The sequence below is a fragment of the Mesorhizobium sp. M4B.F.Ca.ET.017.02.2.1 genome, assembly GCF_003998955.1.
Lineage (GTDB): Bacteria > Pseudomonadota > Alphaproteobacteria > Rhizobiales > Rhizobiaceae > Mesorhizobium > Mesorhizobium abyssinicae.
In genome coordinates this window covers 1-20,059 of sequence record NZ_RZOF01000078.1, presented here as the reverse complement: position 1 = coordinate 20,059, position 20,059 = coordinate 1, and the positions used below count along the sequence as shown (strand labels likewise).

General features: G+C 61.2%; 15 protein-coding genes, 1 tRNA gene and 2 pseudogenes. 9 read left to right on the top strand and 9 right to left on the bottom strand.

Translation table 11 applies throughout. The features are described 5' to 3' along the window. The first annotated feature begins 220 nt into the window (after positions 1-220). Complete coding sequence (locus EN738_RS12510) at positions 221-970, top strand: response regulator transcription factor (protein ID WP_127283944.1); 750 nt, start codon at positions 221-223, stop codon at positions 968-970. A gap of 235 nt (positions 971-1,205) precedes the next feature. Here EN738_RS12510 and EN738_RS12505 read toward each other — a convergent pair whose 3' ends face one another. From EN738_RS12505 to EN738_RS12495, 3 genes and pseudogenes are all read right to left on the bottom strand, one after another. After that, on the bottom strand, positions 1,206-1,484 hold the full coding sequence (locus EN738_RS12505; RefSeq protein ID WP_187331225.1) for a hypothetical protein: 279 nt from the start codon (positions 1,482-1,484) through the stop codon (positions 1,206-1,208). A 163-nt stretch (positions 1,485-1,647) separates the two neighbouring features. Further along, positions 1,648-1,904, bottom strand: a pseudogene (locus tag EN738_RS36255) (PIG-L family deacetylase); the annotation flags it as partial. Between the two features lie 101 nt (positions 1,905-2,005). Beyond that, a complete protein-coding gene (locus tag EN738_RS12495) occupies positions 2,006-2,812 on the bottom strand; it encodes a response regulator transcription factor (RefSeq protein ID WP_127283943.1) in 807 nt (268 codons plus the stop codon). A gap of 479 nt (positions 2,813-3,291) precedes the next feature. Here EN738_RS12495 and EN738_RS12490 point away from each other — a divergent pair, with 479 nt between their 5' ends. The 7 genes from EN738_RS12490 to EN738_RS12460 all read left to right on the top strand — a co-directional run bounded on the left by EN738_RS12490 (position 3,292) and on the right by EN738_RS12460 (position 11,695). After that, positions 3,292-5,040 carry a polysaccharide biosynthesis/export family protein gene (locus EN738_RS12490; RefSeq protein ID WP_127283942.1) on the top strand — a complete coding sequence of 583 codons (1,749 nt, stop codon included), beginning with the start codon at positions 3,292-3,294 and terminating at the stop codon, positions 5,038-5,040. Positions 5,041-5,103: 63 nt separating this feature from the next. Next, positions 5,104-6,405 (top strand): GNAT family N-acetyltransferase, encoded by a 1,302-nt coding sequence (locus EN738_RS12485; protein ID WP_245494502.1) that lies wholly within the window; start codon positions 5,104-5,106, stop codon positions 6,403-6,405. Beyond that, positions 6,384-6,468: transfer RNA gene (locus EN738_RS12480), tRNA-Asn, on the top strand. The genes EN738_RS12485 and EN738_RS12480 overlap by 22 nt, the downstream gene beginning before the upstream one ends. A 137-nt stretch (positions 6,469-6,605) precedes the next feature. Next, positions 6,606-7,319 (top strand): 4'-phosphopantetheinyl transferase superfamily protein, encoded by a 714-nt coding sequence (locus EN738_RS12475; RefSeq protein WP_245494497.1) that lies wholly within the window; start codon positions 6,606-6,608, stop codon positions 7,317-7,319. Positions 7,320-7,404: 85 nt separating this feature from the next. Next, positions 7,405-8,433 (top strand): thioesterase domain-containing protein, encoded by a 1,029-nt coding sequence (locus tag EN738_RS12470; RefSeq protein WP_127283940.1) that lies wholly within the window; start codon positions 7,405-7,407, stop codon positions 8,431-8,433. Positions 8,434-8,468: 35 nt separating this feature from the next. Continuing rightward, a complete protein-coding gene (locus EN738_RS12465) occupies positions 8,469-10,445 on the top strand; it encodes a non-ribosomal peptide synthetase (RefSeq protein WP_127283939.1) in 1,977 nt (658 codons plus the stop codon). A gap of 71 nt (positions 10,446-10,516) precedes the next feature. After that, positions 10,517-11,695 (top strand): acyl-CoA dehydrogenase family protein, encoded by a 1,179-nt coding sequence (locus EN738_RS12460; RefSeq protein WP_127283938.1) that lies wholly within the window; start codon positions 10,517-10,519, stop codon positions 11,693-11,695. Between the two features lie 68 nt (positions 11,696-11,763). On the opposite strand, the pseudogene EN738_RS36250 reads toward EN738_RS12460, so the two are convergent. After that, a pseudogene (locus EN738_RS36250) lies at positions 11,764-11,898 on the bottom strand (IS701 family transposase); the annotation flags it as partial. A 154-nt stretch (positions 11,899-12,052) separates the two neighbouring features. Continuing rightward, positions 12,053-12,913, bottom strand: a complete 861-nt coding sequence (locus tag EN738_RS12455) for a glycoside hydrolase family 16 protein (RefSeq protein ID WP_187331226.1) — start codon at positions 12,911-12,913, stop codon at positions 12,053-12,055. Between the two features lie 827 nt (positions 12,914-13,740). On the opposite strand from EN738_RS12455, the gene EN738_RS12445 reads away from it, so the two are divergent. Then, a complete protein-coding gene (locus tag EN738_RS12445) occupies positions 13,741-14,529 on the top strand; it encodes an FkbM family methyltransferase (RefSeq protein WP_127283936.1) in 789 nt (262 codons plus the stop codon). Positions 14,530-14,750: 221 nt separating this feature from the next. Here EN738_RS12445 and EN738_RS12440 read toward each other — a convergent pair whose 3' ends face one another. From EN738_RS12440 to EN738_RS35445, 4 genes are all read right to left on the bottom strand, one after another. Then, positions 14,751-16,085: a hypothetical protein gene (locus tag EN738_RS12440; protein WP_127283935.1), complete on the bottom strand. Its 1,335-nt coding sequence runs from the start codon at positions 16,083-16,085 to the stop codon at positions 14,751-14,753. Between the two features lie 5 nt (positions 16,086-16,090). Beyond that, positions 16,091-17,353 (bottom strand): glycosyltransferase family 4 protein, encoded by a 1,263-nt coding sequence (locus EN738_RS12435; RefSeq protein ID WP_127283934.1) that lies wholly within the window; start codon positions 17,351-17,353, stop codon positions 16,091-16,093. Positions 17,354-17,367: 14 nt separating this feature from the next. Next, complete coding sequence (locus tag EN738_RS12430; RefSeq protein ID WP_127283933.1) at positions 17,368-18,126, bottom strand: hypothetical protein; 759 nt, start codon at positions 18,124-18,126, stop codon at positions 17,368-17,370. Next, positions 18,113-20,059: hypothetical protein (locus EN738_RS35445; protein WP_189605817.1), on the bottom strand; the 1,947-nt coding region annotated here is incomplete at its 5' end. The genes EN738_RS35445 and EN738_RS12430, both read right to left, overlap by 14 nt.

The following is a 20,059-nucleotide window of genomic DNA, read 5'->3' as shown; positions in this document are numbered from 1 at the left end:
ACTAAAAATTAACCTATGTTAGAGATCCCTAATAATTTGGTTCTAAACTACCCAAGCCGTTTCTTCGGGGGCAAACCGGGAAACTGCCAAGGACGCCAGGGCTTAGGGCAAAGGAGCGTCAACTTTTGGCGTAGGGTTGGGGATCACCTTCCAAATCTAGAGGACAAGGAGTTTATGTCGGCCGCCGGAAGGCGGCTCGGTGTGGGAAAGGGTGGGTAGTATGAGTACCGCAGCAGCATTGTCTAATTATGCTTCGGCCAATCAGCCGCGAGTTCCAGCCAACGGAACCGAAAATGCCTCCAGCAGGGAATGCCTGCTCATCTTGGATGGCAGGGCCTTAGACCGCGAGTGTCTAGCATCGGCCCTTGTAGAGCACGAACTCGGCATGGCGGTCGCCGCCATGGGTTCAATCGAAGAATGGCGTACGAAAAAGGGCTCGGCCCCTCCGCTTGTCGCCATACTCTTCAACCTCGGCGGCCGGAAGGTCACCGATCGTGGTATAGCGGACGAGATCAGGCACATATCGTCCGAGTTCAAATCAATCCCCGTGGTCATCCTGGCCGACAACGAAGAGCTGACACAGATCCTGACGGCTCTCGAATGCGGCGCGCGAGGTTACATTCCGACCTCCGTGGGGATCGATGTCTGCGTCGAGGCGATCAACCTTGCGGCAGCCGGAGGCATCTTCGTTCCAGCGAGCAGCGTTCTCTCTATGCGGCATCTGATAGATTCAGGCAGCCGCGACACGCAGCCTTTTACCGGAATGTTCACGCTCAGGCAGGCCGAAGTGGCGCAGGCGCTCCGGCGCGGTAAGGCGAACAAGATCATCGCCTACGAACTGAACCTGCGCGAAAGCACCGTGAAGGTGCATATCCGAAATATCATGAAGAAATTGAAGGCGACCAACCGCACGGAAGTCGCCTACAAGGTCAACGATCTCTTCGCGGAAGGAACGCTGGCCGAGAAGTGAACGTGTTGGATAGAACAACCGTTCCAGCGGAGCCTGAGCCGACATTCAGGTTGCCGCCGGAACGGAGTGTTCGCACGTCCAGCTACGTCCAGTTTCAAAAAATCATTAGACTGGCAACGAGACGGAGACGACGTCCGTTGGCCATTTCTACGCGCAGCTCGGCGCGGCTGAGACTGCGCCGAAGGACCCTTGAGCGCTCCCGAGGCAAAGAGGCTGGTGTTTTGGAATCCGCAGATCAATCTGCAGAGTTGGCGGCGCTAGGGAAGGTGTACTTGCCGACCCAGCTTACGGCTTCCTCGATCGTGTCGAAGTTCTTGTGCTGCCCGCTCAGCAATCCGAAGCCCGTCTCGAGGAACCATTTTCCCTTCGTGGAATAGGCTTCCTCGTCGATCCGGGTGAGGACAGCAACCAACTGGCCAAATTTCCAAACAAGAAGGCCGGATTCTCCCCCCTCGACCGTTCCGATTCGAGCTTCGTTGAGCGAAAATCCAGGTGCAAGTGCAGCTTGGCCCACCTTAGTCAATTCCCTCAGAACGCATCGGCAAAAATACGTTGGCTTGGATCGCTGATTCCGTGCCTATCTTACCTGTAAATGACTGTTTCGCCGGACGACGACAGGCAAGTTTGTTAGCAGATCGCCGGATACGTTCAAAGCCCTTTCACTCCATGATCCACTGTTAGTTTCTGGCGCGAAACCCGCAAAGAATTCTGGCTTTCCGAAGCGTGAAAGCCTCGGCGAAATGCTCGGCTGCGCCGCGCAATCTCGCAAGCCCGACGAAGGTCTCGCGGTCGAGCCGGTCCTTGGCGCGCTGCGTCCAATCTTGCGTTCCAGCACGCTGGCCGTGAGCGGCACGTATGCATTCGGCTGGCGGAGGTTGCCGTCCCAATTCGAGCATAGATGATCGCGGAAGACATTCCAGACCAGTTGATTGACCTCCGCTGGCATCGAACCTGGAGAGGGTTAAATGCGCACCATCGCGATCCGTCTCCACCGCATCTTTTTGAGGGGGAATGCATCAACCCGAATATAGCTGGTTACACGGGATGAGCGTTCTCGATAAAGCGGTACCCCTTTTGTGCTTCAAATAGATCTTGCGGATAGCGAGAGGGCTGAGTTTCCATCTTTTCGTTGCCTGACGACGCGGGAGCGAGCACACCATGGTTCATCGCCCAAACCGCAGCCTGCGTACGGTTGCGAACCCGAATCTTGCGAAGGATTGCTTTGACATGCACTTTCACCGTAGCTTCGGCAATTCTAATCTCGCGCGCGATTGTCTTGTTAGACTCCCCTTCGATTAAGCATCGCAGAATACATTTTTCCCTTGTTGATAAAATTGATAGTTCTCGTTCTACATTCTCAATTTTTATATCCACGCCGGTCAAATCATTAGTCAACGCATCATATTTCACGTCTTGCCTGATATCTCGAATAAACGACGAGGGTTCCACCGGTAGAACCGTCTGACCAAGCATAACCAATTCGAGCGCTTTGACGAAAGTGTCGGCAGCAGCGGCCTTTGTCAAATATGCGTCAGCCCCCGCACGAAAAGCTGAAACTATATCGCTCGATCGAGAGTGGTCGGCTAGCGCAACGACGTGGCTGTTCGGATAAATCGCTTTAAAATCAGCAATTTGTGCGAATTCAGCATCTGCATCGGTACCGCCGACATCCATGACGAGCAGGATGGGCCTGTGTTGGGGTAGTGGCTTCTGCAGAAGATCGTGAACGCAAGCCACGGAGAAAATGATACGAAATTTTGCTTCATCGAGGATTCTACTAAGGCCTTCTCGGAGTAACTCGCTTGGCCCGACAAGCACTGTCATACAAGATTGTTTTGTCATCGTAACTTCCCCAACACGTCGGGTAAGCGCTCGATGCGCCAACCGCCCATTTTTTGAAGGTACGCTAGGAAAACCCTACCCCAAAATACCCTCATTAGGCGTAGGGCCGCTTGTCGAGCCTGTCCGGGTTTCTGAAACCTGTGGCCTGGCACAGGGCATATAGAGCGGGCAGTGGACCAGCGCCATCGCGGTTTTCGACGCGCGGCAGTGCTTGCCGGGCCTGGTTTTCCCACGGTGCAGCTGGCGCGTGCCAAGCGGGAACCGCGGCCCATAAGCGGCAGAGTGATCCCTCGCAGCAATCTGCTCATTGGACGAGTTCGCCAAAAGTGGTGCTTATCCGGAAGGAGTGCCCACAAAGGGATAGTTGTGCCGCAGGCGGTGAAGGATCACGATAACAGAGAGCCTTGCTCGTCGACGACCCGTGCCTCGACCAGTTCGGGAGGGGATTGCCACCATTGAAAAGGTGAAAGCCACGCGCCATGGCCAAAGATGATAATTCCGAACCTGTCACTCCCTTGTCACCGGCGGCTGGCCGCATGGGAGTGAAGGCCATCCTGCTTGTCGTTGGGCTCTCCGGAGTCACCGTCCTGGGAGGAGGCGCAGTCAGACACTGGGAGGCCATCGAGGTTGCTTCCGGAGGCGTGGCACAGAAGGTCGAGGATGTCTCGGGTGCGCTGGTGCAGAAGGCCGGGGCTATCTCCGAAGCGTTGGCGCAGAGGGTTGGGGATGTCTCCGGAGCCCTTGTGCAGAAGGCGTCTGCTGCTATCGACAGCTGGAAAGATCAACCCCAAGATCAACCGGTTCAAGCCACCTCCGAAACTTCCCGCGCAATCGTGTCGGGACCGGATGCGCCGAAGGCGACCTTGGTCGAAGGGAGCGTCGCCCCTGCCGTCCCCACCAGTGCCGAGCGCCCCAAAGCCGTCAGCACGGCGCCAGACCTGCCAACCGGAAGTCTGTTCAGCGTCGGCGATCGTCTCAAGGTTGTGTTCTACGAGCGCGTCGACGTCGAGGAAGACAAATGGGGGGACGGGTCCTCGGCCTCTGCCCTGCGCGGCATCGTGCAGCGTCCGGAACTGAGCGGCGAGTATGTTGTCCAAGAGGACGGCACGATTTCCGTGCCCTTGCTTGGCTCCATTCCGGTCGCCAATCGGTCGACGCGACAAGTACAGGCTGACTCAGCGGAAATCTTCGGCCAATTGCTGGGCCGCAAGGGGTTGGTCGACATCCTGCCACTGGAGCGCTCGCCCATCTACGTACTGGGGCCGGTCAAGAATCCAGGCTCGTTTAAGTACGCGCCCGGCATGACGATCCTGCACGCCATCGCGCTGGCCGGCGGACTCGACCGGGGCGACAGCCAGCCGTGGCAGAAGATCGAAGCCGTGCGCGAAACCCAGAAGCGGAGCGGGGCGATCGATCAAATGTCGAAGTTGCTCGCCCGCACGGCGGTTCTGAAAGCCGAGCGCGACGGTACGGAACCCAAGATCCCGCGCCAGTTGCTGGAGTTGGCTGGCGAGACCGAAGCCGCCAACCTCGTCAACGAGCAGAGCGACCGGCGCAAGGCCATTGCCACCGCCCGCAAAGAGCGCGAGCGCACGATTAGGGGTGCGCTGGAGGCGGCAAAGCAGGATGTTACCACGTATGGGCACATGGAGTCGCTCGACGAACTCGTCAAGCTGCGCCAGGACCGCGTCAACAGCATGCGCACGCTCGTGGACCGCAACGTCGTCAGCATGACGGTGATGGATCAGGTCCGGAGCGAACTCTCCGACGCGGAACAGCGTCGGCAGGACGCCCTCAACCAGTACGCGATGGCCAAGCAGCGCCTCGCCTCACTTGAGGCCGAGGCGCTAAGGACCCGGGCCGACCTTGCGAACGATCTGGAGGTTGAGATCGAGTCCACGGAGAGCCAGATCGCGACCAATTTGCGCGAGTTGAACTCCAGCGAAGGCGTCCTCTACGCGTTGCCGGGGAGCAGCGCCCAGTTGGCGACGGACGCGAGCAGCGTAACCTATCAAATCGTGCGGCAATCGGCATCCGGGCCGGTCAGCATCAAGTCGGTCGGCATGACCCTGTTGCAGCCAGGCGACCTCGTCAATATCCTCGTGGGCGAAGAGGAACTGACGGTTTTGGGCTCGTCGCCGACCGCCGCGAGCTCGCCGGTCGCCGCGAGCGCTTCCAAAGATGGAGGTGCTGACCGCGCAGTGCCCGCCTTGAGTAGTCAGGAATAGGGACTTCACTTCTCGCGCTGGCGATACGAGACTTCGCCAAACAAGACAGACTCCGAGTACTCCATGGCTGAGCAGCAGGGCGCAATGGGGATATCCTTGGCATCATTGCCACGAACTTCAGTAGAACCGGCCATGAGCCAGGATACAGCTATTGACGTTACAGTGGAGACGATGCGGGACATCGCGAGGCTCGAGACCATTTGGACGGAGCTCGAAGCGCGGGCAAGTCACTCATTCTACCTGTCCTGGCTCTGGATCGGTACTTGGCTACGTCATCTGCCGCGCGGCGCGCAACCACATGTTCTGGTCGCTCGGACGTCAAGCAGGACCGTTGGATTGGCGATTATTTGCCGGCGCAAGACCTGGAGTTTCGGGCTGCATGCGCGGGCGCGTTGGCTACTCAATGAAACCGGAGACGTTCGTTTCGATCGATTATTCATCGAGTACAACAATATTCTTGCGGAGCGATCCCTGGCCGATGCCACGAGGTTGGCGTGCCTTGAGGCCCTGGCGCATCACTTGCGCCACTCTGACCAATTGGTGCTCTCCGGAATTGATCCGGACTTTGAGTTGGCCGCCTGTCGCACCGCGGGCCGAGCCGGGCTGCTTGCCGATGTGAGGGCGGACGATATGGCGCGGTGGATCGATTTCGCCAAAGTCCGCCAGAAAGGCGGAAATTTCCGCGCCACATTGGGCCGCAATACTCGGCAAGCGGTAAGCCGCGCCATGCGGCTGTATGCTGAACGCGGCCCCATTTCGTTCCGGACCATGGAAGCCACATCGGAGGCGCTCGCCGCGTTTGATTTGCTCGCCGAGCTTCATCAGGTGCGGTGGGGACGCAAGGGAGCCTTCGCCCATCCGAGCTTCCGTCGATTTCACGAGGAGCTCATTGCACGCGGAGTTCCCACCGGGGCCGTGCGCATCTCACGGACTTTGGCTGGGGACCAGACAATCGGGATCCTCTACAATTTCGTGCATGACGGCCGTGTCTACAACTACCAAAGCGGTTTTCTCTATGAGCGCGACGGCCGGCTCAAGCCCGGGCTTGTCAGCCATGTTCTGGCCATCGAGGACAGCATCGGGCGCGGGGAGTGCGGCTACGATTTTCTGGCAGGCTTCTCGGGGCACAAGTCCCGCCTGGCCAATGCGGAACATCCTTTGAAGTGGATCGCAATAGGCAGGGACGGTCCGGAGCGCCGCATCGAGGCAAAGCTGCGCGGTGCCAGGCGGGTGCTGGGGACCGTAGCTACGAACATGAAAGAGCGGCTGTTTGAAGCACAGCGCGTATCCGGTTCAACTCGGTATCAGAGCACCTGTTCGCGCGATAGGTCTCTAATCTATGTTTCAGCGTGGCGGAATTGGTAGACGCACCGCACAGTTAATGCGACGCCGCGAGGCTTGTAGGTTCGACCCCTACCGCTGGAGCCATAGATCTAGAGGCAGCATATCAAGTCGTTGAACAGGGGCCTTTCGGCTCCCGTTTGGAAAGAGTTGCACTTGTGCGCGTGAGCGCTCCAAGCGATCGGCATCCACCTATGTCTTCTGACTGCTGCCCTGAGCTCAACTTGATACAATTTCCTGGTGCGGGCGGGGACGATCGCCATGGCGCATTGGGCGCGAACCGTTTTCCTGCTGTCTCGGCCAAGCTGGGATCCGAGATCATAGTGCCGATTCTCGAGAATGATGGTTTGCAGCTCCTGGCGTTCATCCTCGATGCTGAGCAGATCGTCATCCGCGAGATAGGCATTTGGCTCAGCGAAGAGGAACGCCGGCGCGCCGAGGGGTTGAGGCTGGAGCGGGACCGCCGCCGCTTTGTCGCGACCCGTGGGCAGCTGCGCCGGATCCTCGCTTCCAGGCTGGGAATCGCGCCGTCCGACGTCGAACTGGAATATGGACGCCAAGGCAAGCCACACCTCTCGCACCGCATGCCTGCTCGCGATCTGCGCTTCAGCGTCTCACGATCCGGAGATCTCGCGGTCGTCGCCCTCTCGACCAGGCAGGATATCGGGGTGGACATCGAGGCCGTTCTCCCCGTGCCCGAAGCGGACGAGATCGCAGCGCTCTGCTTCTCCGCCTCCGAGTATGGGTCCTACACCGCCCTCGGTCCGGAAGACCGGTTGGAAGGCTTCCTCCGGCGCTGGACCCGGCTGGAGGCTATCTCCAAGGCTCTGGGGTGCGGCTTAGGACAGCCCCTTTCCTGGGTTGAAAGGGATTGGGCTGTCCATAGCTTCGTGCCGAAACCTGGCTACGTGGGGACGGTAGTAGTCCAGAATTGGTAGTCCGAAATTGAAGTGCCCGCGATGCCATCATTCACTTACGATGCAATGCGGATGAGCGAGGAGGTCAACCAACTCGAGAGGCCCTATGTCGGCGGACGTGATGCAGATCCCAGAGCTTCTCGCAGACCTCGCGGTCAAGGACATCAAGGTCTGGGTAGAGGGCGACCGGCTGCGGTGCAACGCGCCAGCTGGCGCACTGACTGCCGAGTCTTCCGACCAGTTGCGTGACCGGAAGGGCGAAATCATCGCGTTTCTGAACATGGCCACTGCGGCAGCCCGGCAACAGCCAGCAATCATTCCCCTGCAGTCTCGCGGAACACGCACACCCATTTATGCCGTGCCCGGGCATATCGGGGCGCCCTTCTCATTCTCGGACCTGTCGAAGCACCTGGGTGGCGATCAACCGTTCTACGCACTCCAACCGTCTGGCTTCGACGGGCAGAGCGAACCGATGGAACGCGTCGAAGATATCGCCGAGTATTTCGCCCGCCAGATCGTCGCATATCAGCCCACCGGTCCGTACATCATCGCCGGCTACTGCTCCGGCGCCGCAACCGCTCTCGAGCTGGCGAAAATCCTGCATCAACGCGGAGCGGAGGTCCCGTGCATGGCGCTCTTTGGCCCCCTTCATCCCATCATCTTTAAGCAATTGCTGCATCAGCTGTATTTCTTTGCCAGTCGCACCGCCGATTCGTCCCTGCGAGAGATAGCAAAGCTGCCGACATTCGGCGCTCGTCTCCGGTATTTCGGCAGGCGTCTCCGGAACCTTGGCGGGCGCGTCGGCGCCCTAGTGCTCCCCGTCCGCAAAAGCAAAGAGCCTGTCACGTCAGATCCGGTGCTAGCGAGCAGAGCTCGACTCAAATCCACGGCGATCACGGCTTTGCGGCGGTACATCCCCACCCCGTATTCGGGTCGAGTATGCATATTCCTTCCAAACAAGGCCTGGATGCGATCGGGTGCGGCACCGCGCCAATGGCTTCGAGTGATGCCCCAAGCCGAGTTTTATTTCGGGCCCGACGACTGCAACGATAGCCATATGCTGGAGGAGCCGGACGCATCTGCCATCGCAGAGCTTTATCGCAAGGCAACCCGAAAGGCTGAGCGATTGACGTGATTGATTTTTGATTTCTGCAATGGGGAGCGTATCTCATGAATGAAGTCCTACCTATCGCGGCGGAGGGCGTTGCGCGCCCCTTGTTGAAAGGTCCCGATCGTCGGGCGCTGGTTGTCGAGTACAACGCCAGGGCAGCGCCTTACCCGTCGGACAGGACGATCATTGATCTCTTCCGCGACCAGGCGACGCGCAGTCCTGACGCTGAAGCGATCCGCTTCGGCGACGCAACGCTGACGTACCGGCAACTCGACGAACGATCTGACCAGATGGCCACGCATCTGAGCTCGATCGGCGTGGGACCGGGTCGGATTGCCGTTGTGTTCATGGAGCACTCCATTGAAGTCGTCGTCGCGATCTTAGGCGTCTTGAAGTCAGGCGCAGCCTATGTGCCGGTGGACGCGGCAACACCGAAGGGGCGTCTCGCGACAATCCTGAAGGACATTGCCGACGGGACCGACGGGCGGGCGCCGGTGGCGATCACTCAGACGCGCCTGCAGTCGGTCATTTCCCCGAACCTTGCCGACATTTTCGTGCTCGACGCCGATTTCGGATCGATTTTGAATCAGCCGGACTCGGCCCGGCCGTCCGCGGCCACTCCGGACGGCGCCGCCTATATCATCTTCACCTCCGGCTCGACCGGCACGCCTAAGGGCGTCGTGATCGAGCACCGGAACCTGGTGAACTATATCTGGTGGGCCGCTCGGGTGTACAGTTCCGGTGAACGTCTCGCATGGCCCCTTTTCTCATCCCTGGCCTTCGACCTGACCGTCACAACGCTCTTCACGCCACTCATCACCGGCGGCCGAATCGTGGTCTATCTGGGTGATCCCGGAATCCAGAGCATGGTCGTGCTCAAGGTCATCGACGACAATGCCGTCGACATCATGAAGCTGACGCCGGCGCACCTCGCGATGGTCCGCGACCGCAATCTCGAGACCACAAGGCTGCGCAAGTTCATCGTGGGTGGCGAGGACTTCAAGACCGAATTGGCTCGCTCTATCACGAAGGCCATCCCCGGTCCTGTCGAGATCTACAACGAGTACGGACCAACCGAAGCCACTGTGGGCTGCATGATCCACCGTTTCGACATCGACCGGGATCATTCCGCATCGGTGCCGATCGGCGTCCCGGCCGCCAATGCAGGCATCTATGTCCTCGACAACGCACATCAGCCCACCGCCTCCGGCATTATCGGCGAGATGTTCATCGCCGGCGACGGTCTCGCAAGAGGTTATTTCAATCGCCCCGACCTCACCGACGAACGTTTCCTCACGGTCGCCGATCCCCAAGATGGGTTTTCGAGGCTGCGGCTGTACAAGACGGGCGATCTCGCCCGCTGGAATTCGGAAGGGCGCCTGGACTTTCTCGGCCGCGCCGATCATCAGGTGAAGGTTGGTGGAGCGCGTGTCGAACTGGGCGAGATTGAAGCTCGACTTCTGAAGCACCCGCACGTCCAGGAATGCGCTGTCGCTGCCATCGCCGCCACGGTGGTGACACCAGCGACATACGGCATCGCACGGCTTGTGGCCTACTATGTATCGTCGAAACCCCTGACGGTGGCGGAGCTGCGCGCCCACCTCGCCGAGCAACTCCTGGAGTCCATGATTCCGACGCACTATGTTCGCCTCGAACGGATGCCGCTCACATCCAACGGCAAGATCGACCGCTCGGCGCTTCCCGAGCCGACGGCGAAAAACATCCAGCCTGCACAAGATTTCGCTGCCCCCTCGACGGAGACCGAAAAGAGGCTGGCCGCGCTGTGGTGCGATCTTCTGAAGGTCGAGTCGATCGGCCGTGACGACAACTTCTTCGGCCTGGGCGTGCACTCGCTCCTGGTGATGCGGGCGGTGGCGCGCATGCGAGAGACCTTCGGCGTCGACGTGCAGCTTCGCAACCTCTTCGAGCGCCCGACCGTGACCGGACTGGCGGAAGTGATCGACGGAATGCATTGGGTGGCCGAGTCGAGAGCCCCTTTAGTCTCGGAAGGACCGAGAGAGGAAATCGAATTCTAGCTTGCCGCAAGGCCTCCGAATGGCTGGGGGACCAATCCCACGGAAGTTCTTGCGCTGGCATGGCAGAGCGGATGAAGACGATGGACAAAGGATGGGAACCGGGGCGCGGGCCGGGCCTGCCTTGGGCGGCGGGGGAGTACGAACTCTTACGTGACCAGGTGCGCCGGTTCGTCGAGGAGGAGATCAAACCCGTTGCAGATCGCTGGGAGGAAGACGGGTTCATTCCCCGTCCGATCCTGCGACGCATGGGCGAACTCGGCTTCCTCGGCATCCGCTACCCGGCCGAGTACGGTGGTGCGGAGATGGACGCGGTCGCATCGACGATCTTCGCCGAGGAACTCGGGCGCTCGACCTATGGCGGCTTCGCCGACGCGACACTGGTCCATACCGACATGGCTTCCGTGCATGTCTTTCGCGATGGGACCAAAGCCCAGCGGACCCGCTGGATGCCAGGCATTGTCAGCGGCGAGGTGATCACCGCGCTCGCCATCACTGAGCCAGATGCGGGCTCGGATGTGAAGGAAATCCGCACGCGTGCCCGCCGAGAGGGGGACTTTTACGTCCTCGACGGCACGAAGCTCTACATCACGAACGGCGTCCACGCGGATCTCTACTGCGTCGCCGCCAAGACCGATCCCTCGGCGGGAATGCACGGGATCACGATGTTCCTCGTCGAGAAGGGCACGCCTGGCTTTAGCGTTGCCCGCGAGATGGACAAGCACGGCTGGCGCTCATCCGACACTGCCGAGCTCGTCTTCGACGGTTGCCTTGTCCCCGCCGAGAACGTGCTTGGCGCGGAGGGACAGGGCTTCTACTCCATCATCAGCAACCTCCAGAACGAGCGCCTTGTCCTCGGCGGCATGGCGATAGGAGCGGCCGATGCGGCGATCGATATGACCCTCGCCTGGGTAAAAGCGCGCCGCGCATTCGGGGGCGTGCTATGGGACATGCAGGCGATCCGTGAACGCCTCGCGATGCTGTCTGCGAAAGTAGAGGCGAGCCGCCAGTTTCTCTATGCCACCGCTTGGCGCATGGCGGCGGACGAAGATTGCCTGCGCGAGGTCTCGATGGTGAAGGCCATCTGCGGCGAACTCGTCAACGAGGTCATGTACACCTGCGTGCAGTTCCACGGCGCCATGGGCCTCATGCGCGAGAGCCCGATCGAGCGCATGGCGCGTGACGCCCGCGCCATATCCATCAGCGGCGGCGCCACGGAGGTAATGCTGGAGGTGGTCGCATCGTTGTCGTGAGCCCAATGCGGCAGTGAGGACATCGCTCCCTGGCGTTGATTGTAAGATGGCCGCGTTAAGGGCTCTTCGGAACGGCGGGTAGGGTTGGCTGATGGGGTCTTTCGGCTGTTCTTTTTTCCCCCACCCGCACTCAGGCGGCGCTGGAGGAAAGGATAAGCGGTCATTGTCATGAGCGCCTGTCGATGCAGGCCCCGCCAGGAGCGGACTACGACGTCACGCCTGGGGCGCCGATCCGGCGCCCACCGACGGCTTGCGGCCGCTGCGCCGGCCCGTCTCGCTGCTCGCCTCTTAGTTTCCTGCTCCGTTCTATCGTGCGGTGCGTAACGCTCACTTTCGTGTCGTCACCCCACAATGCTGTCAGTTCATGCTCAGGCGGTAGACCTGAACGTCGGTCACCTCCAGTTCGAGCGTTGCCGGGGTCGAACTGTCGTAGGCCGTGTGCCAGCCAGACGCGCTGCTGTTGGCAATACTCAGACTGATGAGCAGGGTCATGGCACCGGTCGGCACGTTCGTAGTGACGGTTCGCTTGAGCACACCATCGAAAAAGAACTTGATCGACACGCCCGGTTTGTACTCCATGCCCCAGACGTGGTAGTCGGCCGACAGGTCCACACCAGCATCGAAGAACCGCTGCTCGTTGGTGGCAGCCAACAAAGCGTTTGCCAGCACTCGGTTGGCCGACTTTGCCAGCACTCCGTTGGCCGACCCGGAGCCGTGGAGGAACCCGCCCTCCTGCGTGTCGATCTCGGCCCCGCCCTCGAGATGCCAGAAGCCTGGCCATCCGCCAGTGCTGACGTCCGGTTGCTTCATGCGTATCTGGGCGTAGCCACCGGCAAACGAAAACTTGCCGTGCGTGCAGATAGCGCCGGACTTCCACGCGTACCCGGCGAACCGGTTGCTTCTCGTCGCAACGATCTTCAAGCCTGATGGGCCAGTGCTGATCTGAGCCGGGTCGAAGTACTCGGCGTCGAACCCACCAGCGTTCATCGCGGAGTACGGCGATGGCACGCTCTGCTGCCAGATACCGTTCTGGTCCGCGATCGCCGGTATCCACTTCGTGGAGTCGAGCGAATGCCCGGCGAAGGTGTCCTCGAATATCAGCTGACTGGTAGTGTACCCAGTTGGCGGTGGCAGCGACGACCCACCGCCTCCACCACTGGTGTCGCACGAGACGATCATGAGCGTTGTGACAGAAATGTACTTCGATATACTCTTCATATTGCCCTCTCGTAACGAGGGCTTGACCAAGATGCGATTGCAATGGTCGCCACCGCTCATCGATGTCACAGCCAATCTTAAAGCGAAACGACAAGGACTGGATAGTCGACAATGAGAGGATACCCCGACTATATTGCGGCGCGGCAGGTGGGCCTCGATGCGACCATAGGGCACGAGGTTATAGAGGTATCAGTCGCTTTAACGCTACTGCCCTACCCTCTTGGTCTTCGCCGCGCATTATCCGACCGCTGCAACGCCTTCGCCTCATCCCATGTCGCACGGCACATCCAAGCGTCGCACTCCTCATCCGCGGTGTGATCACGGCATAGCCTTGGGATGAAACGGCTCGTTCGGCGCCGTTGTGAGGAAGCCATAAACGTAGCGGTCCGTCCGTCGGTCGCCGTTGAATGTCGCCACATGCCTCATTTGCGGGCGAACCAGACCGCGTTTTTTTGGTCACTGGGCTCCGCTCGGAAGCGCACTCAGCGAAGCTGTTCGCCGGGACCAAGCAATGGTTTTCCGAGCTGTGCCACGCCAGCCGGTGATGGGAGGAAATGCTCCTGATGATGTTTGTAGTTGGGAAACCTCCTGCTTGTGGCGGTGGCGGCATTATCCAGCCAGGTGGTCTTGGGGCGGCGTGTCGATGCTGATCCTCGGGTGGTACCTCTTTATCCCCGCGATCAGACCTTGATCGAGTGATAAAGTTTGCAGAACTGAACGATGATCGTTGCGATGCCGCCGTCCGAGCGGGCCCCCTCTCTCCGAGCGGGCCCCTCGACAAGCCACAGCCAACAAATCCTGCATCGGTGTCATTGGATGGTTCCTGAATGCTCATAGCTTTACTAAGAGATTCGGCTATCAAGCTGTATGTGCTGACCGCCAAGCTCGGCCTGCAGGGTCTTCCGATTTTCCACCGCGCCTATCTTGCGCTTTATCCCCTCTACAAAAGGTATTTTGAAGCAGGCCCGATCGATCAGCTCAGGGAATTCGTGCCAGGCGGATCGCTGGTCATCGATGTCGGCGCCAATGTCGGCTTCTTCACGCTCCGTTTTGCTGAATGGGTCGGCGATGGCGGAAAAGTGATCGCCATCGAGCCGGAGGATCAGAATTACAGCGGCCTGATTTCCGCGCTCGAGCGCGCGGGTTTCCTTGGCCGCGTTGAGGCGCTGAGGGTGGTCGCCGCCGCTGAGCCCGGCACGACCTTTCTCGAAATCAACCCGCTTTACCCGTCCGACCACAAGCTTTCCCGGAACGGCACCGGCGTGCCGGTCACCGCCGTGACGCTCGACGGGCTGCTCGCGGACAAGGGACCCCGGCGCCCGGCGCTCGTGAAAATCGATGTGCAGGGCGCCGAACTGCTGGCGCTTCAGGGCATGATCGAGATCCTGAGGTTCGCCCGGCCGGCCCTGTTCGTCGAACTTTCCGACCAGGGATTGAACAAGTTCGGGGCGTCGGTTTTGGTAGTCCTGCGCCTCTTGTCGGATAACGGATACGAGGCATACTGGCTGACCCGGACCGGGCGCCGAAAGGCAAGCCAATCCGAGATTGAGGCCAGAACAACCGGAACCAAATCTGCCGATGTGCTGTTTCTTCCCCTTCATCGTACTTCTGAGTGACGGAGGAATCGCGCATCAGCGTCCGAGAATTTCATCGCGACTTCCATGGCCGCCTCGGCAGCGCCTTGGCATAGAAATCCTCAAGCGCGGCGCGCACCGACTTGACGCCATCCAGCCGGCAGCGTCATGACATCACTTTCGGCAATTGAGGCTTCGGCCGCGGCGCTCAGGCTTGCGCGTTCGAGCATCTCAAGCGGGTCCTGACAACGCGATCCCGTCTTTCAAGTCTGGAGCGGCGACGGGGGCGACTCTTCGTGCACGGGGCCTGCGGCAGAATCAAATTTTATTGCGAAGGCCAAAGTCAGGGCCGCGCACACGCCCTCGATGCTGGTGGCGAGCGTCCAGCCCAGGACCAGGCCTTCAAGTCCACCGAGCCTCGCTCCAGCTATCACCAAGCCCAGCTCCAGCAATCCGCCAAGCGCGAACCAGCGAGATGCCTTGCGCATCCTGTCGCCCAACCGCGCCAGCGTGCAGGCATGAAATTTAAGCGTTGTTCCCAGCAGGCTGAAGCCAAGGAAGCGCAGGCTCGAACCGGCGATCTCAGCATAGGCCGGATTGAAGACCGCAAGGATCTTCTGTGAATAGGTGAAGATGAAAACGGCGCAGACCAGCGAAAAGAGCAATGACGCCATCACCGATAGAAGGATGTCGTGTCTGGATTGTTTCGGGCTCGCTCTCACCACGGGGAACAGGACCGTGGCCATGGCCGCGGGAATCAACGAGGCGATGGTGACCAGCATCCATAGGGATACGAAAGCGGCATTGATGGCCGGAGACAGGAGAACGAGCACGACGTAGGGCATGATGATGCCGGGAGCCTGCAAGGCCACGTCGAGCACGTAGTGGTCGAAGACCTTGCCCCGCAGCGTGCGGAGCAGCTGGAAATCGGGAGGCCCAACGAGGCGACGCGCACCGCCCCGGGTCAACAGGTCCACGCCGATGATGGACGCCAGAAGTCCGGCCACCCAGCTCAGAATAAGCGCGGTATGGGAGGTGTAGCCGCCAATCGCGGCGGTGGCGATGAACATCAGCTTCAACGTGCAGAAAAGCACTTGCCGGATCATCCTGCCGGTGGCGCGCAGGTTGCCCAGGAACGCCTGGTCGGCCAAGATGGCGAAAACGGTCAGACCGCAGCCGAGGACGAACGCAACGCCCACGAACCAGCCGCCGATCAGCTCGGTAGAGCTGCTGAAATACGCGTGCCCGAAGACGAACAAGAAGGCCAGCCCGACCCCCAGCGCCACCCCGAAGCACAGTGCTGCGGCCACCAGGCCGCGCTCCCTGCCGGGATTCCGGACGATCTCGCCCACCAGCATCGTTCCGAGCCCCGCCTCCCCCAGCGTGCCGATAAGTCCCATCACGGACAGTAGAGCAGAGGTGTTGCCGATCACCTCCGGTGGAAACAGCCGCGCCGCGAGCCACCAATAGACGAATCCGAGACCGGCCGCTGCAACCGTTCCGGTTGCCATGGCGCCGGAATTCATCACGAACGCGGCGCTCTTTCGAAGCTCTCGGCGCACGCGAGCAATGGCCGCCCCGGATTGGTCTACCGACATCATTGCTATCCCGAACCTTGCTGTGCCGGCACCGCGGACCTTCCGGGGGCTGGGCGCAGGACGTCCCGGTACACCTGCTCGATACGGGTCACGACCGCTCCGGCCTTGAGGCGCTCGATCCTGGCGAGGCCTGTCGCCTCCAGGCGGGCGAGCAAGGCGCGGTCATCGAGAAGTGTCTGCATCGCGCTGGCGAGGGCGTGCGCGTCGCCGCTCGGCACGAGAAGGCCTGTTTCGCCATGATCGACGATATCCGGCATGCCGCCGATGTCGGTTGCAACAACTGCCTTTCCGGACGCCATCGCTTCCATGATCACTGTCGCGCAGGCTTCTGGCCCCACCGACGGCAGCACGCCGAACAGTGAGCGCCGCCATGCATGCATGATGGCGGAATGCGGCCACATGTTGAATATTCGAACGTTCGGCGGAAATTCGGTTGGCGTATCGGCGACCCGGCGCCCGACCAGCACCAGTTGCGGCGCCCGCTTCAGGCTGGCATAGGCTTGCAGGAGAACTTCAATGCCCTTGAGGCGTGTCAGGTCGCCGACGAACAGGATGAATCCATCCTCGGGAAGCCCCTGCAGGCAGGCATCTTCCGGGCCGAGCACTTCGACATCGTCGGGCACGAAGTTGGGGATGACGTCGTAGGGGGTGCGGCCTTGGGTGAGTCCGGTGTGACCGGCGACCGCGTGGCTCACCGCGATGAAGCGGTCCACCACGCGCCGAGCGGCAAAGCTCGTCGCCCAGTTGCCCAAGGTGGTCGCGGTTGCCTTCACCGCTCCGTAATGCCGTGTGGCACAGGGCAGGCACTTTGCCGTCGCCGGGCCGCTGCAGAGATGGGCGCCTAAGTGCATGAAATTCTTTTTGGCGCAGACAAGGCCGTAATCGTGGAGCGTAACCACGAGGCGTGCCCCGCTCAGACCTTTGAGCGGCAGGAAGGACGCGTAGATCCAGTTATGGGCGTGAACGATGTCCGGCTGCTCCCGGGCGACCAGCCGCTGCAGGGCAAGCACCAGATGGGGATCCGGGAAGGGCGGTGCGTGGCGGCGATCGGGATCGGCGTGGAGGCCCGACAGACGCTGGAGCGTGCCGCACAGGCGATGGACGCGTACCTCGCCGTCCTGTTCGGTTTCGGGCGATCCAGGATGCATCAAGGTCCCGACGCTGACCTGATGGCCCCGCCGCGCCAGCGCTGCGCCCAGATTGCGGACGTGCCGCTCCTCTCCGCCGATCACCGGAGGATAGAACTGCGATAGCAGCAGGATGCGCATGATCGAGCCTCGTTTCAGATGCGCGGCACCAGCGTCGAAACGCTGCGATAGAGTCGGTTGTCTCCCGGTCGATAGAGCCGGGCTTCGGCGGTCTGGCGAGTCGCCAGGGCCGGCACCGGGACTTCTCGCGTCCAGGTGTCGCCCGGCGCGATGGCGATCGATCGGAGAACCGCCAACGGTTGCCCATCAAGAGTGATTTCGACGTCGAAGTTTTGAGGTTGTGTCTCGGCGCTCCTGATGCCGACGGTGATCCGGCCGGACTCGCCACTGATCGACGGCAACAACCAGAACTCGGTGTATTTGAATTCCCGGTAGGCCGCTTCGTCGCTGACGGCCAGCGCATAGGCTCCGGTTGCCACAAACATTGCCAACAGGATCGCGGCCCCCTGCCAAAGCCGGAACCGCGTGCGAGCCGGCCAAGCTGGCAGGTCGGGAGTGTCGCGGCGGATGGCGGCCACCAGTGCCGCGGCGGCTGTCACGGCCCAGAGCCACGCCGCCCAGCCGAGCGGCGTAAGGTAGTCTGCGGCGTTGAGGGCAAACCCCCCGGCGATGCCGGCGGCGAAGCTTGCCCCGACCGCGTAAGCGAGGTGTTGCAACACTGAGGTGGTCCGGACGCCAATGGCCCGCAGAATCGAGTGGCCCGAGACGAGGAACACCATGGGCGCGCCCAGGAGGGTACGCAGGAACACATTGTCGCTGAGCGCTACGGCCGCCACCGTCGCTGCTGCCCACAGAAAGGCGACCCAAAGGTCCCGCTTGCTAGGGATTCCCATGCAATCCCCTCACGTCATAGATCATGATCCAGCCGTTGTCGTAGATGCGGGCGACGCCCTGGATATGATTGAACTTGAGCAGCGCTGCACCCGAGAGCGGCTTTTCCTGGTGCCGTTGCCACGGCTGAAAGTTAGAGCCGAGCACCGGCGGAGCCGTGGTCAGGCGCAGGTCCACCAGCAGGAAATCGATGTCGCTCCCCGCCAAGGCCCAAAACTCGTCGGCCCCCAAATTCTCGGCCTCGAATATGCGCGCGGCATCGACGCCCGTTTTGATCCTGACCCTGACGTCCTGCCGGCCGTAGGCCGCAAGGAGAAGGCGGTTGATGCGGTCGGATGTGAAGCGGTTGCCGGCACCGAGCCATTCCCTAACCCAGCGTGCCGTTTCGATCCCCATAGGCTCGATTGATTCCTGATCTGCCGCCACCCTGTAGCGCCCATGGATCGGATTGATCGCAGCGCTTGCGACGCCGCCCAGGACGATAACCGCTACAGCGAGGGCCGGCGCGATGCGGCGCCACCCGCGCGGTGTGCGGCCTTGCCAGAAGTGGACAATGCTCACCGCGACGACCAGCCCGACGCCGATGAACACGAACGTTGCCATGCGGTTGCCGATTTCCCATCCGGCGGAGGTCAGTCGGAAGGCGACTGAGACGGGGAGCCCGAAGGCCAGCAAGGTGAGGAGCACGAGCCGACTGTCGCGCCAGCGGCGTTGGAAAATCTCCTGAATCGGACGCCAATCCGACCGCCCACCACTCGGAGCCGCCATGGCCAACGACCGGAAGAAGCCCGTTGCCAGGCCGAGTGCCAACAGCAGGAGTGCCGTCAAGGTAGTCAGCCGCAAGTAGAGGGCCTTATCCGGCGCTCCGAGGTGTTCCGACATTGGGCTGGCCGCGCCCAGGATCTTCGCGAGCAATGCGTTGAGGCCGGCCCCGATAACCGGGCCGAGATAGGCTGCGAGAGGGATGCCACGCCACTGCATCCACAGGAACGGCAGAGCGATGGCCAGGATCGCCGTGAAGCTCACGACGATCCTGGCCTCGAACCGCAGGGGGTCGTGCCGGCGCAAAGCCTCGAGGCCCGCCAGCGCTCCAAAATAGATGGCGGCGAAGGCGGCCGAGAGGTGATGCGTGACCGCGAGGCTTGCCAACAGCAAGCCAACCAGCCCGAGCGACTTCAGCCTCGATAGCCCGACGAGATTATTAGGGGCTGCTTCGACCGCAAACGTCAGCACGCAAAGCACGATGCCGAGGCTCTGGTAGGAGAAACTTGAGTCGAACAGGAAGAAGGTTGAGCAGCCCATATAGACCAGACAGGCGATTGCCGAGATACGCGGCGATCCGGTGATGCTTTCGAGGAACAGAAACAGGGCACCGATGAACGTGCCCTTGAGGATGACAAGCAAGAGCGTCCCCGCCACAACCAAGGACAGTCCCGTCAGATCGACGATCGCCGTCGTCAGGATCTCCAGGGCGGGATACGTTGGCCCAATCGGGAAAAGCGGATTGGACAGGAACAGACGGCGGGCCGTGATCAGATCCTGGGTTGCGATCCAGTGCAGGTACTCGTCGTAACCGCTGAAGCTCGTCGGGGAATAGACCTTCTTGCAGTAGAACAAGGCTTCGCTAAGCAGGAACAGGAGGCACAGACGCTCGCCCCGGGCTGTCGTCGGCCAGGCGATGCGGAGGCTGGTCGGAACGACCAGGAGGATGACACCGGAGCAGAAGAGCAGCGGCGCCATCTCATAACCCCGGCGCCCGGCTCCGTGCCCGGCCACGACCAGGAGCAGAGCCGTGGCGACCGTCAGGCACAGAATCGCGATCCATCCGCAGCTAGCCCGTTGCGGCGGGGCATCGGCGCTGCCGCCGCGAAGGTCGGGACCGATAATGGCCGAGATGAACCGTATCCCGGACTTGAGCGGGTTAATCTTGGTTCC

Coding starts and splice junctions, on each gene's coding strand:
- EN738_RS12510 (WP_127283944.1), top strand. CDS start 221: ATGAGTACCGCAGCAGCATTGTCTAATTATGCTTCGGCCAATCAGCCG.
- EN738_RS12495 (WP_127283943.1), bottom strand. CDS start 2,812: ATGACAAAACAATCTTGTATGACAGTGCTTGTCGGGCCAAGCGAGTTA.
- EN738_RS12490 (WP_127283942.1), top strand. CDS start 3,292: ATGGCCAAAGATGATAATTCCGAACCTGTCACTCCCTTGTCACCGGCG.
- EN738_RS12485 (WP_245494502.1), top strand. CDS start 5,104: ATGGCTGAGCAGCAGGGCGCAATGGGGATATCCTTGGCATCATTGCCA.
- EN738_RS12470 (WP_127283940.1), top strand. CDS start 7,405: ATGTCGGCGGACGTGATGCAGATCCCAGAGCTTCTCGCAGACCTCGCG.
- EN738_RS12465 (WP_127283939.1), top strand. CDS start 8,469: ATGAATGAAGTCCTACCTATCGCGGCGGAGGGCGTTGCGCGCCCCTTG.
- EN738_RS12460 (WP_127283938.1), top strand. CDS start 10,517: ATGAAGACGATGGACAAAGGATGGGAACCGGGGCGCGGGCCGGGCCTG.
- EN738_RS12455 (WP_187331226.1), bottom strand. CDS start 12,913: ATGAAGAGTATATCGAAGTACATTTCTGTCACAACGCTCATGATCGTC.
- EN738_RS12445 (WP_127283936.1), top strand. CDS start 13,741: ATGCTCATAGCTTTACTAAGAGATTCGGCTATCAAGCTGTATGTGCTG.
- EN738_RS12440 (WP_127283935.1), bottom strand. CDS start 16,085: ATGTCGGTAGACCAATCCGGGGCGGCCATTGCTCGCGTGCGCCGAGAG.
- EN738_RS12435 (WP_127283934.1), bottom strand. CDS start 17,353: ATGCGCATCCTGCTGCTATCGCAGTTCTATCCTCCGGTGATCGGCGGA.
- EN738_RS12430 (WP_127283933.1), bottom strand. CDS start 18,126: ATGGGAATCCCTAGCAAGCGGGACCTTTGGGTCGCCTTTCTGTGGGCA.